Annotated in this window: 15 protein-coding genes; 3 read left to right on the top strand and 12 right to left on the bottom strand. The window is 46.1% G+C overall.

Translation table 11 applies throughout. The annotated features are described in order from the left end of the window. Positions 1 to 829: 829 nt before the first annotated feature. On the bottom strand, positions 830 to 1,732 hold the full coding sequence (locus B0I21_RS01890; RefSeq protein ID WP_133638640.1) for a TIGR01777 family oxidoreductase: 903 nt from the start codon (positions 1,730 to 1,732) through the stop codon (positions 830 to 832). A gap of 37 nt (positions 1,733 to 1,769) precedes the next feature. Beyond that, entirely contained in the window at positions 1,770 to 2,081 is a 312-nt protein-coding gene (locus B0I21_RS01885; protein ID WP_133638639.1) for a hypothetical protein, read from the bottom strand. Between the two features lie 317 nt (positions 2,082 to 2,398). Here B0I21_RS01885 and B0I21_RS01880 point away from each other — a divergent pair, with 317 nt between their 5' ends. Beyond that, positions 2,399 to 2,800 (top strand): DUF6620 family protein, encoded by a 402-nt coding sequence (locus tag B0I21_RS01880; RefSeq protein ID WP_133638638.1) that lies wholly within the window; start codon positions 2,399 to 2,401, stop codon positions 2,798 to 2,800. 366 nt (positions 2,801 to 3,166) lie between these two features. Beyond that, the gene (locus tag B0I21_RS01875) at positions 3,167 to 4,189 is read left to right on the top strand and encodes a LacI family DNA-binding transcriptional regulator (RefSeq protein ID WP_133638637.1); all 1,023 of its coding nucleotides are present in this window, start codon (positions 3,167 to 3,169) and stop codon (positions 4,187 to 4,189) included. Here the strand turns inward: B0I21_RS01875 and nagA are convergent. The 8 genes from nagA to B0I21_RS01835 form a co-directional block, all read right to left on the bottom strand. Then, a complete protein-coding gene (gene nagA / locus B0I21_RS01870) occupies positions 4,177 to 5,364 on the bottom strand; it encodes an N-acetylglucosamine-6-phosphate deacetylase (protein WP_133638636.1) in 1,188 nt (395 codons plus the stop codon). The genes B0I21_RS01875 and nagA overlap by 13 nt on opposite strands. Positions 5,365 to 5,373: 9 nt before the next feature. Continuing rightward, the gene (locus tag B0I21_RS01865) at positions 5,374 to 6,678 is read right to left on the bottom strand and encodes a sugar MFS transporter (RefSeq protein ID WP_133638635.1); all 1,305 of its coding nucleotides are present in this window, start codon (positions 6,676 to 6,678) and stop codon (positions 5,374 to 5,376) included. A 106-nt stretch (positions 6,679 to 6,784) separates the two neighbouring features. Beyond that, positions 6,785 to 7,516, bottom strand: coding sequence for a glucosamine-6-phosphate deaminase (locus B0I21_RS01860; protein ID WP_133638634.1), 732 nt, complete (start codon positions 7,514 to 7,516; stop codon positions 6,785 to 6,787). Positions 7,517 to 7,544: 28 nt separating this feature from the next. Beyond that, entirely contained in the window at positions 7,545 to 8,981 is a 1,437-nt protein-coding gene (locus tag B0I21_RS01855) for a Gfo/Idh/MocA family protein (protein ID WP_133638633.1), read from the bottom strand. 27 nt (positions 8,982 to 9,008) lie between these two features. Next, positions 9,009 to 10,916, bottom strand: a complete 1,908-nt coding sequence (locus tag B0I21_RS01850; protein WP_166637752.1) for an alpha/beta hydrolase family protein — start codon at positions 10,914 to 10,916, stop codon at positions 9,009 to 9,011. Next, entirely contained in the window at positions 10,906 to 12,453 is a 1,548-nt protein-coding gene (locus tag B0I21_RS01845) for a SusD/RagB family nutrient-binding outer membrane lipoprotein (protein ID WP_133638631.1), read from the bottom strand. The genes B0I21_RS01850 and B0I21_RS01845 overlap by 11 nt, the downstream gene beginning before the upstream one ends. A gap of 12 nt (positions 12,454 to 12,465) precedes the next feature. Continuing rightward, entirely contained in the window at positions 12,466 to 15,555 is a 3,090-nt protein-coding gene (locus tag B0I21_RS01840) for a SusC/RagA family TonB-linked outer membrane protein (protein ID WP_133638630.1), read from the bottom strand. A gap of 1,127 nt (positions 15,556 to 16,682) precedes the next feature. Beyond that, on the bottom strand, positions 16,683 to 17,063 hold the full coding sequence (locus tag B0I21_RS01835; RefSeq protein WP_133638629.1) for a winged helix-turn-helix transcriptional regulator: 381 nt from the start codon (positions 17,061 to 17,063) through the stop codon (positions 16,683 to 16,685). A 92-nt stretch (positions 17,064 to 17,155) separates the two neighbouring features. On the opposite strand from B0I21_RS01835, the gene B0I21_RS01830 reads away from it, so the two are divergent. Beyond that, positions 17,156 to 17,695: an NAD(P)H-dependent oxidoreductase gene (locus B0I21_RS01830; protein WP_133638628.1), complete on the top strand. Its 540-nt coding sequence runs from the start codon at positions 17,156 to 17,158 to the stop codon at positions 17,693 to 17,695. A gap of 276 nt (positions 17,696 to 17,971) precedes the next feature. Here B0I21_RS01830 and B0I21_RS01825 read toward each other — a convergent pair whose 3' ends face one another. Beyond that, on the bottom strand, positions 17,972 to 18,400 hold the full coding sequence (locus tag B0I21_RS01825) for a type II toxin-antitoxin system death-on-curing family toxin (protein WP_133638627.1): 429 nt from the start codon (positions 18,398 to 18,400) through the stop codon (positions 17,972 to 17,974). 3 nt (positions 18,401 to 18,403) lie between these two features. After that, positions 18,404 to 19,477, bottom strand: coding sequence for a DNA-binding protein (locus B0I21_RS01820; RefSeq protein ID WP_133638626.1), 1,074 nt, complete (start codon positions 19,475 to 19,477; stop codon positions 18,404 to 18,406). Positions 19,478 to 19,626: the final 149 nt, after the last annotated feature.

Raw genomic sequence — 19,626 nt, 5'->3', positions numbered from 1 at the left:
GATAACAGAACAGCATCTTTTATTACTAAAGAAAAGCAGGGCCCTAGATTTTACATGCTGTTAAAATCTTCCGTTAAATTAATAATTGTAGAAAAAATACGCAAGTCAATTAGGCATATCATTTATAATATCATACTTAAACATAAATAAAATTTCAAGTTCAAAAAATGTTTACTAGTGACATTTTATGTAATTCAAAAAATATTTTATTAAAATATTTATTAGACAGATAATTCAATGAAATAAGGGTATACAGAGGAAATTGCCGAACTGATTCACGGCCAAAACACTTCGGTCTAAGAATAAAAAAAAAGTATGAAAAACAGCGATTACAGCCTAATTAACAACAAAAAAACCCTGTCGAACAACCGCTACAAAAAATCAAATCGTCAAAGTTTGTAACACGCACTGACACTAAAATTGGCGGCATGATGGCTAGAAATCAAATCTTTACTTAGGTTTTATATGGTTTTACAGCTATATTTTCTACAGGTAAGTGACCTAAAAAATCACCTATACCACTTTAGACTACATCAAGTTTTTCAGCGCTCCATACTGTTGTTTTAAAAGTCAAAGGAAGCAACCATGGGACATCCAGCGCGTTGATTTAATGATCTCGCTAAAAACAGAAAATTGAATTAACAGCACAAAAGACAGTCATAAGCTGTAGGTATAACGCTATATCGACTTTGCATATCTTTGGTTAAAGGCTAGACTTACCTGACGCCCATATACAGGGGAAGGAAAGCTAAATCGTTGTAGTTTGTTTAGCTATTCTAGGTCATTATTTCAACGCAGTCTGCGTAATGGGTAGGATAACATTGAGGATCTAGAGATCAGATAAATGGGGTTTAACAAAAGTGAAGCCCAGTTGTTCAGCGTTTCTAGCACTCACCTCAGCACTTTTGAGCAGTTCTATAGCAAGCTCGCCCAACAGGGTGTTCAAAAGCAGTTTAGGGACAGGAACGACTATAGATCGCTCGTACTTATTTTTCAGCAATACCTTTGCCACGGTTATCTGTGGCGCCGGATGCGGCGAAACAGCATTCAAAGGACCTTTGACAACATCGTGCTCGGCAGCGAAGGCATAGAGCGCTAGCAGATCCTGTAGACTAATCCAGCTGAATATTTGCCTGCCCGAGGCAAACCGAGGCGCTACGCGTAAAGAAAAAGCAGGTGCAAGCGCCTTCCACATGCCACCATCAGGATGTAAAACCAAACCGGTTCGTATCCAAACCACGCGGATCCCCATAGCTACTAGGGACTGCGTTGCTGCCTCCCAGGCAACGCAAACCGAAGCCAGGAAATCCGCCCCGGCCGCATCATGCTCCGTGAAGACTTTCCCCTCTCGCCCCTCGCCATAATATCCAATAGCGGAGGCCGATACGAACGTTTTCACCCCCTTCCCTTTTTCCCGAACCCAGCGCGTCAGCAAGGCTCCGCTTTCCGTTCTGCTACGTAAGAGCACGGCCTTGCGTTTTTCCGTCCAGCGCTTTTCAGCAATGTTAGCTCCAGCCAAATGGATAACGGTATCGATATCCTGCGGTACCTCGTCAGAAATATACGCTTGATCCACATCCCACAAACAATACCGCACCCTATCCTGTGGTTTCAATCCTTGCTTCGAGCGCACAAGTACGGTCAATTGCGCTGCTGGATAGTGATGGAGCAAATGATCAACCAATGCCTTGCCAATGAAGCCTGTTCCTCCGGAAATAAGAATGTGTTGCATACGTCTGTATCTTTATATCGAAGCCCGCAAAACGAGCTTATTCACTTAAATCTCTATTTTCATCGACTGTAGTTTCATACAGTTCTTTGTCCAATATATGATTGGTCGTTTTCAGCTCTTCCAGTGTGCGGTCCATCTCGCGAATCAAATGCACAAGCTTTTTCACATTAGGGTCTTTCAAATCTTCGACATGGGAGAGCTGAAAGTCGTACACATCGCCGTCTTCAAATGCGTCCATAACATGCCGCATCTCTCCAGCTGTCGCAATATTTAAAACGTCTGTAAATACGTGCTCTCGAGATACCAACAGGGTACGCAACGATCTAACAATTTGAGGTCTGTAGTCCATTTTTATACCTTTTCTACATAGAACAAGGGAAGATCATTTTTGGCATAAAAAAATATAAAATATCACGGAAAGCAGGTATATGCCGTTCCAGCTAGAGGTGCTATTTTTGGATAGCACGCTATATGGCAACTTGCCGTTCTACTGTTAAAGCCTTAATTGGATCGGCAGGCAACATCTGTGCGAACAGTGGCTACTCCATATGGAGCGCTAGCAGTCCTGCCACACAAATACAACAATTTCGCTACGGACATACAACGATTCTGACCCCAAGTAGCGGGATAAAAACATGAGATAATTAAAAAAGCGATAAATACACAATGGAGACGACTGACAATCCTGAAACGTTACCTGAAAGACCTTATGCGGAAAATGCGACGCACGCTAATCTGGAAAAAATACAGATCCAAATGTCTGCGTTTGGCATGAAAAACTTGGAAAAACTGCAGATAGACCGTCATTTCTATGAAGAACTTGCCGGAGCCAGAGAAGCAGCCTATGAGCATGGTATCGATGGGGCACAGTGGATGTTAGATCATTACGCCATTAATCTCGCTGATTTTCAAGCGGTCGTCATAAAATGGATGACTGAGCAAAATACACACTACAGCTCGGCGGATATTCGACATTTCGCAGCATACCATCAACAGAAAAAAACGGAATACGCCCACAGATTTGCTGACGGAAAGAACGGAAGCCGCCCTAACAATATAGATGGTTAAGACGGTACGTCGCTCCGTTGAAAAAATTCTCTTTCGGCAGTACTATTCCACAGCCCCACCAACTTGCGCTGAAAAACAGGAGTAAACGGATGGGATAACCAAGCGGTTAATCCAAGAGTGACCATTTTCGCTTCGCCTGCACTTCTTGAACAACTTTCTGCTCGGCAACAACAATATGAAAACAGGTATTTCTGCCTTAATCGGGGATTGATTTCCCGATTAAGGCTGGCAGAAGTTCTACATTCAACCATCTGCAATCGGTCAGGGAGCCTGGTTGGGCTCTATGCAGATTAGGCTTCCATTTGGCAGGGGAATATGATGCGAGAATTGTATTTTTTTTAGTAAAATTGCGTATAGAACATCCTTATGAAACAGCGTTTTGGTATTAAAGACATCGCACAAGCTCTAGGTATATCGGTATCTACCGTTTCGCGGGCGCTGCGCGATGCCCATGATGTAAACCCAGAGACGCGACAGCGGGTCATTGCTTTAACGGAAAAGCTCAATTTCAAACGAAATAACAATGCAGCCGCCCTGGCCTCGGGCAATACAAAGAACATCGGCGTGGTGCTTCCTTTTATTACCAACTACTATTTCGCTACCGTGATTTCAGGTATACAGGAAGAGGCTTACGAACACGGCTACACCATTATCCTGTATGTTACCAACGATGATGTAGCGCGTGAAAAAAAATTATTGGAAAATATGGCGACCACTAGTCTGGATGGGTTGCTGATATCGATATCCTCACATTCCAACATGATTGACCATTTCAAACGTTTACTGGATAACGATGTACCGCTGGTGTTTTTTGACCGCGTTCCCCACGATATCACGGCATCGAAAGTCATGCAGAGCGACTTCGACGGTGCCTACATGGCCACACGGCTCCTCATATCACGTGGTTTCAGACGCATTGCGCATTTGGCGGGACCTGCCGAGTTGGCTTTTACCCAAGAACGGCTTCGGGGATACCGCATGGCCTTGAGCGAAGCGGAGATTGCAGTGAACGAGGATTACATCGTGTTTTCGGACTTCAGTCAGCAAGACGGACAAGAGGATACGGAAAAGCTCTTGGCGCTCGCCAATCCGCCCAACGGTATTTTCGCTGTCAACGATCGGAAGGCGGTGGGTGCCATACAAACGCTTAAACGCGCGCAATTGGATGTCGGCAACAAGGTTGCCGTGATTGGGTTTACCAATGATCCCATAGCCACGATTATAGAACCAAACTTAACGACAATCGAGGAGCCGGCCTTCGAAATCGGTCGGCAAAGCTGCCGTCTATTGATTAAGCATATTAAAAACCACAACTTCGAAGCCCATGAAATCGTACTGCCCTGTGCCCTCATCGAGCGTGACTCGGTATGCTATTATCAAGCCGAGTAAATGGTATGTCCGGCCAGGATCGTTTTCTTAATAGTGATATTTTCGTCAAACAAGACCAAATCGGCACGCATACCTTTTGCGATATGGCCACGTTCGTGCGCTAACCGTAAAAGCTTTGCGGGGTTTAGCGTCAACATCTTCACCGCATCGTGCAAGTTTACCACGCCGGTGGCCAACATGGTGCGTAGCAGGCGATCTGCAGTAGCTACACTGCCGGCAAAGGATGAACGATCGGGCAATTTGGCGACGCCGTCCTCTACAATCACGGGCAAACCCGTCTCTCGTCCCCCCAATATACTCTCCCCTTCGGGCATGCCTGCCGCACGCATGGCATCTGTGATCAGCGTGATCCGATCGACGCCCTTCGCTTTCAAAATAAGCTTTAAGAATGGGTCTGGGAGATGTACAGCATCAGCAATAATCTCCACATCGATCTCATCCAATACTAAACAAGATTCAATCGTGCCGGCGTAGCGGTATGCGTTTTTACGCGTCATACCCGACATACCGGAATACAGGTGGGTGGCCAGCCGATAACCACTATCTAGGCCACGCAAGATATCGTCATATAGGGCGTCCGTATGGGCCAAAGCCAGCAAAATGCCTGCATCAGTCACTGCTTTTCCAAAGGCATCTGCACCGGGTAACTCGGGCGCAGCGCTCCATCGCGCGATCAGATGGCCATACTGTTTGATGATCGGCCGGTATTCATCGGGGTCTGGGTTTCGAATGTATTTCGGATCTTGCGCACCGCGTTGATTCATCGCGAAATAAGGACCTTCCAAATGTAAGCCTAGAAATTCTGCGCCTTGCGTGTTTTTCTTTAGCGCCTGCTCGTATACGGCAAACGTATCCCAAAGCTCTTTTTTTCCACTGGTTAATGTCGTGGGGAGCATCGCTGTGGTGCCATACCGCGCATGCGTTTGCGCCACTTGCAAAAAAGCATCCACATCGTTATCCATAAAGTCTGCCCCGCCCCCGCCATGCACGTGAATATCAATAAAGCCAGGCGAAAGGAAATGCCCTTGTGCATCCCAAACCTCACCGCCTTGTACACCCCTATCCGCAACAGTTCTTTCCTGAACGTCCGTAATCCGGCCGTTGTCAAAAGTCAGCATACCATCTTCAATAACGCGATCCGGGGTTATTATGTTAGCATGTATAATCGTAACCATAGCAATAATTTACTTCGACCAGGTTCTGTAGCGATGGCCCCAGAACGCATAAAAAACAATATACGCAAAACAAGGCACTAATACCCAATAGGCCTCACGTTCGCTGTTTATATCGGCCATCCAACCATAAAGCATAGGGATGATGGCGTTACCGCTAAGCCCCATAATAAGCAAAGCGGACCCTTGCTTAGCAAGATCGCCCAAACCGTCTAAAGCCAAAGGCCATATACCCGCCCATATCAACGCATTGGGCAAACCGATGGCAATCAAAAACCACACGGAGCTATCGAGCCTCATCCCTGCCAGATAAACAGGAAAGTCGGTTACACAAACCAGTAAGGCGAAGGTTAAGCCCAATAACGAACACAGCCGAAACATCAGTTTTTGTTTCACAAACCTGGGTATCAAAAAGATGCCGAGCAGATAGCCGATAATGGTGGCACTGAGCGTAAACGATGGTAAGGCTTTTGCTTCGAGCAATGACAGCCCCATGGATCCGGCATAATTGATAACGGTATCGATCGCGATGACCTGGGTGCCGACATGCAGAAATATAGCAATAGCGCCAAGAATAAGGTGCGGAAACTGCCAGAGACTGGTACGCCCATCGCTGGCATCCAGCGATTTTTGCTGGGGAATTTCGGGCAAAGGCGAAAACCTAACCCATACCCCGATCAGAAACAATAGTATAGCCAGTACCGTGTAGGGCGTCACCACACGTAATATCAACTCGTCAAGCAGCATCCCGCGTTGCATATCATCCAGCAGCGGAATTTGCAGGAACAGCTCTTGATCGCTAGCGCGGAATACGGCCCAGGAAAACACCAAGGGCGCTAAAATACCGGCTCCCTTGTTGCAAATGCCCATGATGCTAATACGTTGGGCCGCACGTTCACGATCACCAACTAAGGTGATATATAGATTGGCTACAGTTTGCAAAATTGCCAGTCCGGTGCCCAAGGTAAATAGTCCGATCAGAAAAACAGGATAGGTGCGACCATAAGCTGCGGGCACAAAGAGTAGCGCACCCGCAGCCATAATCCAGAAACCAATGACGATCCCCCACTTGTAGCCCACTATTTTTAATAGGTACGACGAGGGCATGGACATCAGCAGGTAGGAGATATAAAAAGCGAATGCAACGAGATACGATTGGAAGTTCGTTAACTCGCAAGCGATCTTAAAATACGGAATAAGGATGGCGTTTACCCAGGACACAAAGCCGAAGGTAAAAAACATCATGCCTAGAATCGCTACCGCAATCCAGTTGTCACGCTTTGCTTTCGTCGTGAAAGGTTCTTGTTTTTTTATCATAATAATTCCTATGCCGAAGCCTCGTTGCGTCCCGTTATGTGTACATAGCCAGCTGGCGTTGCCGGTTGCTGTGCTCTCCTACTTGATAATCTGATCCTACGATGTCTTAAAGCAATGATGCGGATTCTTCATCGAGGTAGCATACGCAATCCGCATGTTGTTGCAAAATGCTTGCGGGATTCAAATTGGTTACTTCACCCTGCAAACAATCTTTCACCGCTTGTGCCTTACGTTTATCGGGCACGGAGCAAATAATATGTTTCGATTTCATGATTTGGCGGATGGACATGGATATGGCTTGCAGCGGCACTTCGCTCAATTCGCCAAACCAGCCTTCGCCAAGTTGCTGTTGTCGGCATTGGGTATCCAAGTCAACGACTAAATAAGCCCGTTCAATCTCAAAGTCTGCCGGCGGATCATTAAACGCAAGGTGACCATTTTCGCCAATGCCCACAAAGGCAACATCGATAGGGTGTGCAAATATCGCTTTTTCCAAACGCTTACATTCCTCTTCTGGATCCCCTTCTCCATTAATCAATATGGCCTCCTCCAATGGCGAGACCTGGTTGAGGAAGCGCTCTGTTAGGTATTTTCGGAAACTAGCCTTGTGCTCGATAGCCATCCCGATATATTCATCCAAATGAAACATCCGCACTTTTGACCAATCAATCGTCTTATCGGCTACCAGCGTTTCGATGGTTTCGAACTGGCTTTGGCCCGTCGCTAAAATGATATTCGCTTCTCCATTTTTTTCAATCGCCTCTTTAATCTGTTGCGCTCCCCGTTTTCCAGCCGCTTGTCCAAGCGCCTCGCGTGTTTCGTAAGTTTTAATCTCCACTGTTACTCGTTTTAATTTGCTATTTTATTCAATCGTTATTTATCACTTTGGTCGTTCCACCCGACTCTAAATTTATTTCATGCACCTTGTTCTCTTTCCATCTACCCATGGTAAAATCGGGAATAGCGATGGGCTGAGAGCCGTTGGCAACAGACCACTCGCTCAAGGGGCCTATGACGCTCCAAGAAGCGGCATCATAGACATCCATGTCTACCGGAAGCCCGTTTCGCAAGCAATCTATCAAGCGCCAATCCATCATAAAATCCATACCTCCATGTCCACCTATTCGTTTGGCTAGCTCGCCGATTTGCTTTACGATGTTTGGTGTGTATTGTTCTTCCAGTTTTCGCATACCAGCCTCATCCAAGAAGTCTTCGTGTCCTACAGCGATTTTTCCTGGTAAGGGGTATTTCTGTGCAAAGGCCTTCGTACCGCTGACCATGTGTATTCGGGAATAAGGTCTCGGCGTACTCACATCATGCTGCAGCATGATGGTGCTGCCGCTGCTTGTTGCTATACTAGAAATGTTCATATTTCCGCGAAATGGCTTATCCACAAAAGTTTTAAAGCTATCATCTGTTGCGGCGATTTCCTTCGCTTTCTTGCCCAGCGAGAAATCTTTCGACGCCATCGAGGTCATGTATTCCATTTTATTTCCTCGGTTCACCTTTAATATCTGACAGATCGGCCCCAAGCCGTGTGTGGGATATAGATTGCCGTTTCGCTCGGCATTTTCTTTTAAGCGCCACAGATCAAAGCGTGCATCTTTTTCGAAAAAGCTGGCCAGGATATCGTGGATGTAAGCTCCTTCACAATGAACGATATCTCCGAAGAAACCTTGCCTAGCGAGGTTTAGGGTGAGCAGTTCGAAGAAGTCGTAGCAGCAGTTTTCCAAAATAACGCAGTGTTTCTTTGTTTTTTCGCTGCTCATAACCAGGCGCCAGCAATCTTCTACGCTCGTGGCAGCGGGGATTTCCAACGCTACGTGCTTGCCGTGTTCCATCGCATATACCGCAATGTCGGCGTGAAGCGCCCAATGGGTAGCTACGTACACCAAATCCACATCTGGCCGATCACATAGCTCCTTCCAGGATTGATCGTTGTTTGCGTAGATTTTTGCTTCGTGGCTTCCTCCCACAATCCTTTTTTTTGCTTCCTCGGCTTTGTCTGGCCGAACATCGCAGATCCCCAGAATATCCACCCCATCGATCCTACTCATCCGCTCCACGGCGGCAGCGCCCCTATTTCCTACACCGATAAAGCCGATACGCACCCGCTCCAACGCGGGCGCACCGTAGCCGGACATATTAAAGATCGGCTCATATTCTTTTTCCGCTTCCTTCAGGATACTTCCTAATTTTGCGTCTTCGTGTTCTTTACTCGTTACGTTACAGCCATTAGCCGCGACCAAACCCAGTCCTGCCATTGCAGATAACTTTAAAAACGATCTTCTATCTGTTGCCATATAAAAAGTTGGTTGATTTCGTTACACTCATTTTGCTATTTTATTTCTCAACACCGACACCCAGTCGGCAAAATCATCGATCTGCTTATTGGTCAAAGCATGCCCTGCACTATCAATCGGTAGTTTTATTGTAATCGGCACATCTATCAAAGCCCTTAGCATAGACACATCACCCCAAGAAAGTATGCCCGGAATAGGTGCTGCCATATTAAGCGGGTTCGATGATGAATGTGCTTGCTGCGGCATGAGGCTAAGCGGAAGTTCCGTTAGCGCCAACGCATCGGCATCGCGATACAGTGCTTGGTAACAGAGAGCCGACACGGCCGTCTCGCGATTGGCAAGCAGACGTATAGGTGCTAATCTTTTACCGCGAAGGAAATTTACGACGATGCGTATGTCAGACACCCATCTGCCCATCAAGGTCTCGCCTAGCCACAACAGCGTTCGCGACAAACTGTGAAACATCGGCAAACCATCATCCAATACAGCCATGTGCGCTGTCTGTTGTGCACGCATGCCAAAAGCATCCATCAGCACGACAGCACCCTCGTATTGCACAAACGACGCCATCTCCTCCTCGCTGACGGAAGCAATACCCCCCGCCGGCACAATCAATTGTGCAGGTAGACTAGAATTACCGTTTTTGATCAGTGCATGGAGGGTTCGCCCGCCTTTCACGGTCAGCGATGACTGCTCCCACCCACTCGTTTGTCCCCATGTGTTTTCCACCTCGAAGATATCGAGGTTTTCATCAATGGCCAAGGATTGGTGAAGTTCTGTCAGCAGTAGATCTTCAGATAGCTTAACCTTGCTCTTCAGATACGTCAGCGATTGATCCTGCCGATGTTGCACATAATCCACGGTACCTAGCGGGGCGAAGCTGCCATCCAGTAACGCCGTTGCCCTGAGCGCCTCGGGTGCTGTGCGATTGTATGCGCCCTTGGTCTTTGCCTCATTCACCCCTAATTTTTCATTAAAAAAATGTAAGGCTTCCTCTTGCATGGCAATCGAGAAATGATGCCCCTCGTCAAACAGCTTATAGCTGACGTAGGGAATACCTCCATTCGCTTCCTGTTCCGCACGCGCTTCCTCGTAAGCACGCAACATCTGTGCAGGCTGAAATGCAGGAATATCTTCTTTGGATGCAGCTAAAACGTGTACAAACCGCGGACCGATGCTGCTGAGTACGTCTTTCGCTTCCAAGACAGACAACCCCTTTGGCAATAACTCGCATACACAGTTGCGTTGTAACAGATAGCCTTCAAACGTACCTACACTAACAACGGATACCGCTGCTTTTATTCGTTCGTCGTATGCAGTGATCCAAAGTGTTTGATTGCCTCCTCCGCTGGCCCCAACGGCGCCAATACGATTTTCATCCACGAAGGGTAAGCTGCAAAGCAGATTGACAGCTTGCTTATTATCGATAAGCTGCAAGGCCAGTAAGGATGTGCCTATACCCAAAAGAGAAGCGCCTAAATTCCCACCGTGGTATTCTTCTTTCCCTTGGCTTCCGCGCTCTCCTGCCCCCCAGGCATCGATACACAAGACCACATAGCCAGCACGCACCAGACGCTGGGCGGTCTGCTGAACGATGTCGCCAGCTTTCCCCCCGTCCCAATGACCATGGCTATTTAATATCGCAGGAAACGGCCCCAACCCAGCGGGAATATAGAGGTTTGCAGGAATAAAAACACCCGATTGGCTCTGAAAAATAAGCGTACGCACGGTATAGTCTTCCTCGTGCCTATCCTGTAGGATACGTGTTTCAAGCGCTGCTAACGGGGTTTTATCGAGCTGCAATAGCTCGTGTAAAAGGGATGCGATAGATTGCTTCTGCGCATGAAGCTTTCGATGCTCGCCTAAAATTGCATATTGATGAGCTACCCACTGCTTTAATTCAGCGAGTTCCGCCGATCCCTTGTCAGTCCACATCCCACCATAGTTTCGTAGCCGCATTATCAGTACCGCCAAGAAGCGCTCGCCCACGTTCCAATTCGGCCAGGTTGTTCGTTTGCTCGGTTAATGGATACGGTAAGCGATTGATAAAATTACCCGCAGGTAAATCAGCGTTATTAGACACCAAGACGTTATACATGCTAGGATATCCTGAGCGACGAAATTCTGCCCAGGCCTCCATCCCATCCGGGAAAATAGCCAGCCACTTTTGTACACCGATCTGCGCCCGCTGTACCGCCGCATCGGTAGACCAGGCAATAGGCGTTGTTCCTACTGCTGGCGAATTATGGAAGTCTTCTGGCGCTACAGGCGTATTACCAGAGGCTAGGTATGCTGCAATAGCATCACCATCGGTTATTCCCCATTGCCCCATACTGGTCCGGATGCCCTCTTCGTAAAGCTGACGGGCATCCCCTCCCATATTCCAACCGTTCAACGCGCCTTCGGCACGTAAGAAATAGGACTCTGCTGCGGCCATGACATGAAAGCGTTGCACCAGCATCCCCGCTGGTACATTCCCATTGTATTGTACCCAATACTGCCCGATATTGGAATTGGCAGCGGCTTGATTTCTTACATTTCCGAGATCGGCAGCGCTTACGCCATTTCGCAAACTATTGTAGGTACCGGTGCTGATGCTCGGCTGGAAATACATCGCTAAACGTGGATCTTCATAGCCTTTTAAATAGGAAGCGATGGTCGAGCTCATCGCAAACTCATTCCACGCACCCACTTGCGACAAGCCATTGGTATCATTACCATTCAGAGATTTTAATAGGGATGCATTCTGCGCATTGGTCAGCATAACACCTGCTGCGACAGCTGCTTCAGCTTCGGCTCTTGCCCGTGCGGCGTCAATGCCAGAGATACGAAGTGCCAAGCGCAAGCGTAACGAATTGGCGAAGGCAATCCAGTTTTGAATGTCGCCATCATACATCAATTCGTAGCCTTGGTAGATTCTGGTGCCTGCCGGCAGTGCTTGCAACGCTTCTACCGCTGCGCTCAATCGGAGGAAGAAATCGTCATAAATTTGGTCCATCGCGTCATAGGCGATGGATTGCTGCGGTTCTGCCGCTGCAAAATAGGGCACCGGTCCAAATTGGTCTGTAAGCCGATGGAAAGCATACACCCAGAGGATGTTGGCCAACGCCCCTTCTCCGGAATTTGGTTCTACATTATCCAAGATACTTTTCAGTTGCGGAGCGGTATCCACGTAAACGACCGTCCAAAAGCGGCGTTGCCAGTCGGGCACAAGCTGATAGCGGTCTGTCGTGAAGGACGTTGTCGTGAGCGCGAAGTATTGCGCGTAAAGGTCTGGGCCGAGGTTCTGTACCGTTTGGTAGAATGAACGGTTCATCGCTGCAGAGGATTGTGCCTTGGCAAACATAAATGGGCGCTCACGCTCGCCTACTTCAGTGAGGTTATTGGGATCGGTGTTGTAACCCTCAAAACTTTTGGTGCATGCGTTGAGCGATAAGGCTGCTAAAAGGGCGTATACAATATGTCTTTTCATGGTCGTAATCGATTAAAAGGTTAATTTTACATTCAAGCCAAATGTCCGTACAGCAGGGGGCAGCCCTACTTCCACACCTTGGTAATTTCCTGCTCCCAGAGCGCCTTCCGGATCAATGGGGTTATCCAATTTTCCTAAACCGGGAATATCAAGCTTGGATTTACCGCGGTAGAGGAAGAACAGATTACGCCCGGTGAGCGATACTTGCGCTGCCTTGATCGCTTTTACCGATTCCAGATTAAATTTATAGGTTAATGCCAGCTCTCGCAGCCGGACGTTCGTCATATCGTAAGTAAAAAATTCGCCCCACCCGTCGCGTCCGGCCTGCGATACCGTGGTCCAAAATTGTTGTGCGGTTATGGCGGTGGTATTGGTCTGCCCATCCGCAGTTACCGCATCGATAACCCAGCTTCCGTCGCGATGCTGCTCGGTAAAGTCAGCGACGCCGAAAGCACCAAGGTATGCTGCAGTTCCGGAGACAATCTCGCCGCCTATACGCGCATCAATCAGTGCGCGCAACGTAAAGTTTTTATAGGTAAAGCTATTGGACCAGCCAATCAGCGCATCCGGATTGAAGTTTCCTAGTTTTTGGTTAGCCTCCACAACAGGTAGCCCTTGCGCATTGACAATGAATTTACCCGTATTCGCATCGCGCGCCCAAGCATGGCCATACAAATCGCCATAGCGTTCGCCTTCGTTAACAACAACCGTCGCGTAACGAGCATTATCGGTGATGTTTGCCCGCTTCGTCGTTTCGTGTAATTCAATTATGGTGTTGCGGTTGGTAGAAAAATTGACGTCTGTTACCCAAGAGAAGTTTTCTTTGCGGATTGGGGTCGCTGAGAGTTGCACCTCGAAACCGCGATTTTCTATATTTCCGGCGTTAATATACTCCCTTCCGAAGCCGCTTGCCATGGGTAAAGCCAGAAACAGCAATTGGTTGATCGTGTTGCTCTTGTAATAAGTCGCATCAAACGATAATCGGCTATCAAAAAACTTCATATCCAAGCCTAGCTCAAAGGCCTTCGTCTGTTCCGGTTTTAAGTCGGGAATAGCCTTGGTCGCACTTCTTGACACGAAGCCTCGCTGTGCACCGAGCGTAAAAGCATAGAGCTGATTGAGTAAATAAGGTGCTGGGTCGTTACCTACCTGCGTATAGGACGCGCGCACCTTTCCAAAATTGACCCAGCTTGGCATATTGAGCCACTCGTTGAATACGACGGAAAGTCCCGCGGATGGGTAAAAGTAGCTATGCGGGCTGGGCAAAGTCGACGACCAATCATTCCGTGCTGTTAGATCCAGGAATATATTGTCATAAAAACCCAGTTGTGCACTTGCATACACGGAATTTAGCTGTCTGACATACCTGTTTACCAAAAGAAATTCCGGGGTTGTTGCCATCATGAAAGAGAATTGGTTTGGAATGGATAATCCATTGGCCATATTCTGGAAGGTATCGTAATTTCGGCGAAGGAAGCTTGTCCCTACGTTGTAATTGAGTTGAATGTCGTCCGTTAGCTGGTGTTTGCCATTGAGTAATAGATCTAAATTTTGCTCCCAATAGCTGCTGTGTGTCTCGTAGTACTTCCCCCCGGCCCGGACATCGCCAAGCGAAACGGTGCCGTCGTAAAAAGAGCCATAGGTCACGTCATTGTATTTATCATAACTGTAGCGCCCCAATACACTTAGCCCCTCGGTCAGTTCGTAGCTGATACTTCCCAACGCTGTAATCCTATCCCGCACTTCATGTACTGCTGTGCGATTTAAACTCCAATATGGATTATCATACAGGGTTGATCCCGACCAATATGCCCGCTGGGGCTGGCCATTAACGGGGTTTACGGTCTCATAATTCAAGGCTTCTTCATCGCTTAAATCCCGCGGCATAATATAGGCTTCAACAGGCAACCCCATATCGCCCAGCCGTGGTCGGTTATCAATCTGCTGGTTCATATAGGTCAGCTTAACATCCGTCTTTAATTTTGAAATCAGTTCGGTATTCAGACGCACATTGAGGGTGTTTCTCTTCAAATCATTGCCGGGTGTGATGCCACCAATGCTGTTATTGGAATACGACATATACCCATTGATTTTATCTGTACCCCCAAAGGCACTGATGCTATTGTTGAAAGTCGCTGCGTTTTGGAAGACGTTACGCACATTCTCGTTGTAGGTTGTGGCTGCTGCGCCCCAGCTTTCGCCGACATTTGTTCCTGCGACACCGCCATTTCCCCGACCATACGTGTTTTGAAACCGGGCGAGCATATTGACCTGATCAACAGACGCACTTCCATTGTAGTCGATCTGGTAGCGGCCGGAGCGGCCTTGCTTGGTGGTAATGATAATAGCTCCATTGGCGGCCCGGCTGCCATAGAGCGCCGCTGCTGATGGGCCTTTGAGAATATTTACCGATTCAATATCGTCTGGATTAATGTTGGCCGCACCATCGCTCGTTCCGTAGTTCGGTGTTGTACCAGTAGCTTGCACGCCCGGCGAGTTATCGTAGGGTACGCCATCCACAACGACTAAAGCATTGTTGTTTCCGGAGATCGATTTATTTCCTCGGAGGACAACCTTTACCGCGGCTCCCGGTCCGGTGGATGAGGTGGTTACGGTAGCACCTGCCACCTTTCCCGTTAAGCTCGTCATCACGTTTCCGCTGTTATCGCGTACGTCGTTTACCGCTTCTGCGCCGAGTTGCTGCGTCGCAAACGTGAGCCCCCTTGTTTCACGCTTGATACCTAGCGCGGTGACAACGACCTCGCCAATGCTTTCCCGCTCTTGGATCAGTTCGACCTTCACAAGCACATCCGTGCCCACAACGACGGTGGAGCTGATGTATCCTATCATCCGCACCGTTATCGAATCGCCCGCGGTGGCGTCCATGTCCAAAACACCGGCGGCTGATGTCGTTCCTGATGCCTTTGATGTAAGGTTGATGACGGTAGCGCCTGGCAGGGCTCCCTTGCTGTCGAGATCGGTCACGGTGATCGTGCGTTTTGTGCTTGCTTGTTGCGCCTGAACAGCAGGAGATGATAGCAGGAGCAGCACACATAAAAGCCCCCACGGTCCGAGCTCTTTTAGATAACTTTTACGTATCATAATCTTTATGGTTTATGTTATGTTGATCAGTTATTATCAAAACTGATATATGTAAAGGAAAGGCATAACTTACAGTATTGCAACGAATCGTCCGATTAAAAGAGCGGTAGCGTTATCGGAAAACATCGCATTTAGGCAGCTGTCACGTAGTTGCTATGCGGTATGATATGCAGTTATCAGCGAGGTATCAGGCATTTTCACGCCTTTTTAGGCCTTTCTCCGGATTAATCACATCGTAGTGCACACCAAACTCACGTATTTATCGCAGTGGATACAACATTCGCGCAATTTGAACACGATAAGCACTTGAATGATCGCCAAGAAATGCGGTAGTGCCAAAAATTGGTAACTATGGCACAGCGTTTGGAAAGGATTAGACATAAGAAACAGAAATAGAAACTAAACTTTACACCTCATGGAAAATATAGAAACAAAAGCAAAAAAATTAGGATTAGATAAAGGCTATTACCTATTATTGATGGCTATTTTAGAGGAATATGAAGAAGCGGTTGAATTGCCGCAAGCCTGCTAAAGGAAAACTATACATATACACATATATTTTAATTCGAAAAGCGAAATCATCTGATTTTGCTTTTTTTATGCAGCATAGATTTTTTTGTTGTCGACGGCATCAGATGACGCACAGTTTGGAAACCTACGATTTGTTTGTTCTTAAATTGAAATTAGCCTCTAACATCAGATACAAAGCTAACATGCCGCAGCGTAAATCACGGAAACAATGATTTCTTACCGAAACAGTGACTATGAAATGAGTATTAATACGTGAGTGCTGAATAATATACCATTTAAAACGAAAAACACCTTTTATCATGGCCGGTAAGTGCGGATTCAACTCGTAGATGGGAATTTGGCACACGCTTTGAAACTATCTTCGTAACAAACAGAAACATTAAACTTAAAACATAGAGCCATGGAAAATTTAGAACTACACGCAGCAAAACTAGGATTGGATAAAGGCTACTATCTATTGTTGATGGCCATCTTAGAGGAAGAGCAAGAGACACAAGAGCTCAGCCAAGCATCTTAAAATACAACAACTATTCTATATACATTTGATCGCGAAGAGCACAGGTTCCCAAACCTCTGCTCTTTTTTTTATAGCGTGATCAAGCTAGATCTCTCTTGTTTTGGGTGCTTAGCAACCTGTGCTTTTCGCCCCACGCCTCCAACTGCTTGATGATTGGCTTTAGTTCGTACCCTATCGCCGTCAATTCATAATCGACGCGCGCAGGCACCGTAGCATAAATGGTGCGGGCAATAATTCCGTTATCTTCCAATTTCCGCAATTGTAGAGCCAGCATACGCTCGGTTATATTGGGTAACCGATTCTTTAATTCGCTAAAGCGCAACTTGCCCATCAGCAACCAAGAACAGATAGCCAATGACCACTGCCCGGAAATAAGTTGAGCAGCATACACCTCTGGACACTCGTCTGATAGCGCTGATTTATTCGCGAAATTGCTCGATGTTTCCTTAATCTTAGACATGCCTTACATTTTTTATAGTAGCTTACAATAAGCTGCTAATATACATGATCACGGACACAAGCGTTAATTTTGTATGTATACGAAACGTAAAAATGAAAGAAAGAAAAACATTAGTGATCATCGTGCATCCAGACATGGCACATTCCGTGATCAATAAAAGATGGGTTGAGGAATTGCAAAAGTATCCGGATACATTCACCATGCACCAACTTTATGAACGCTATCCAGATGAGCAAATCGATGTGCTTGCCGAACAACAGCTGATAGAACAACATGATACGATTATTTTTCAGTTTCCATTTTATTGGTTCTCGAGCCCACCCCTCCTTAAAAAGTGGCTGGACGAGGTGCTGACGCATGGTTGGGCGTACGGGAGCAAAAGCGGCTACAAGGTTGCCGGAAAAAAAATTAGTCTTGCAGTTTCCGTCGGTGGCGATGAAAACGAATACCGTGATGGCGAAAAATATCGATATACGCTTAACGAGTTATTGCGACCGTTTGAACTCACATTCGACTATATCAAAGCGGATTATAAATCATTTTTTGCATACTACGGGCTGGAGTTTAATGCCGCAGAAGAATGGATAGCGAACAGTGTACCGCTGTACTTGCAGCATATTCGTGCACTTTGATGAGTAGATACTGTATTTGACTTTAAAAACACAATTGTAGTTGCTTTCATATTATCGTTACTATTTTTTATCAGGTAATATTGCGTATCCAACCTATATGATTCATCATTCTAAAACAGCTATTTTTTTTACTATACAGATCGATTAATTTTATTATAAAAATTGTATTCCTTATATCACGCACAAAAATTAAAAAAAATTAGGACTTATCTAGCCTGTATTAGTCCTGGGCGCATCTGTAGAGATCCATTGATGTACCTCTGTAAAGACTATATGTCAAAGCAACGCATTAAATATGCTTAATTTCAACGATTCCGAATAATCACTTTCGTAAACTACCGAATCAATGATTTCATGTAATAGTTCCCTGTCAACCTTATTGTTTGCCACATGCACAGCTATATTTTCCGTTTGAACCAAAAACTGACCGACTTTAAAATCCAGGCCATTAATTTCTAGAAAATAGGCCGTCAGCGCTATCGAAGCTCTTTTATTTCCGTCCTGAAAACAGTGGTTTTTATTGATAGAGTAGAATAAATGACAAGCCTTATCAATAAAGCTTTCATAGTAAAGATCATTCTGCACATGCTCCAAAGTACTGACCAGCAACCCTTCATTTAGAATACCATGAAGCCCTCCCGATTTATCGATAATATCATCGTGCACTTTAATGGCATGTGCCACATCGAAGTATTGAACACCCATCCGCTAACGATCTTTTAGACGTTTGAAAATCTCAATATTCTCATCAATCTGCTCTTGGAGGCTTTTACTTTGCTCACCCAAAAATTTTTGATAATCATTTATCGAAATACTATCGATATAGTTTTCAAGTTTCTTATGCACTACATCGCGGAAACCATAATCCCTTGAGGCCATCTTTACACGCGCATCCTCCAATTGAGGCTCCCAATGGCGACGATTCACAAACCGGTGAATCAAAGCATTCAATTCGGCAGGTTCCAATTTTCGGCCGATGCGATTGTGCTCGTCTTTCATTTCATCTGCTATACCGATCTCGAATGATGCAATAAGTTTCAATACCTCTGCATACATTGTCTCTCTAGCATTCTCTTTTTCATCTAGCTGCAGCAGGTCTTTGTATTCACTTGCTTTTTCCTTAAAAATAGCTTGATATATAGCATCCGTATAGAGCTTATACTTTACATTTCCCATATTCAAGTACCTACTGAGTGCACTGGTAAACTCTTTCCGGTATTTCGGTTCCTTCACAATTGCTAACAAATACTCATCATCGCGCTGATTGATGTACTTCACAGATCCTCCTAATTTTTTATTTACTAGATCAAGTACCACATCGAGGATAGCGCTACGGATAGATCTAGCGCGCTCACTGTCTGTGAGTATCATCGCTAGGTTAAGAAAGGCACGAAAATTAAACAAAGAGAGCTTATTTACCTTGCTTAAGTTCTGTTTATCAGTCAATTTCTTTCTGATAGGGACATTCGTGTCCCTATCAGAACTGAGATCCACTTCTTGATAGATCAAATGGCCAAATAGCTCTTTGAATTGCTTCAATTTCACTCCCCGCAACACACAGTAGCCATTATGCTCCAGTTCCTGCAAATGATTTTCAACATAGCGTTTAATAGTCCGGTCGGACACATCAAAAAAATCCGACAACTGTGTCGTCGTAAACCGATATTGCCCATCATAAAGCATGCCCGTGATACCCAAGAACTCTTGGATGTTATCCAGAGCTTCAGGGTTGTTCAATATATTCTGCCTATCAATAGGCGATGTAGTTAAGTCCGCTGCCATACCTTATTCCACTTTTCTGCTGCAATGATTTTTCTTATAACTTTTATTGATAAGTTTGTAAAAACCAATCACAATTTTAATAATTTTCAGGCTTATCGATGTATTTCCAATATACTATCTTTATCTAAATCTGACAATAATAAATTAAA

The sequence above is a fragment of the Sphingobacterium paludis genome (assembly GCF_004364125.1).
In the GTDB taxonomy this organism is placed as follows: domain Bacteria; phylum Bacteroidota; class Bacteroidia; order Sphingobacteriales; family Sphingobacteriaceae; genus Sphingobacterium; species Sphingobacterium paludis.
The sequence above is the reverse complement of the archived record's forward strand: the minus strand, read 5'-3'. Positions and strand labels throughout refer to the sequence as shown.